General features: G+C 52.9%; 1 rRNA gene. It reads left to right on the top strand.

Annotated elements, in window-relative coordinates:
- Positions 1 to 96 (top strand): 23S ribosomal RNA (locus F3J37_RS27955); the annotation flags it as partial.
- Positions 97 to 350 lie beyond the last annotated feature (254 nt).

Raw genomic sequence — 350 nt, 5'->3', positions numbered from 1 at the left:
AAGGGACGTTGAAGACGACGACGTTGATAGGCCGGATGTGTAAGTGCAGCGATGCATTGAGCTAACCGGTACTAATGACCCGTGAGGCTTAACCTTACAACGCCAGAGGCGTTTTTTGAGAGACGCAACAGATTTTCAGCTTTGTTCATCCGGATAAAAGAATTAGCGATGTCCTGCGGAGTTAAGTCCGAAGGATTTTGCGCTGAGGCAAGGCGCCGACCGGGACGGAACGAAGGAGCATACTGAGGTATGTGACTGAGTTACGCGAGGGAGAGCAACGCAGCATCAGCACAAAAGACACAGGACAGAGCACAGGAATTTGCCTGGCGGCTGTAGCGCGGTGGTCCCAC

It is taken from the genome of Candidatus Pantoea communis (assembly GCF_011752685.1).
GTDB classification, from domain to species: Bacteria; Pseudomonadota; Gammaproteobacteria; order Enterobacterales; family Enterobacteriaceae; genus Pantoea; species Pantoea communis.
This window is presented reverse-complemented; position numbering and strand designations above follow the sequence as displayed.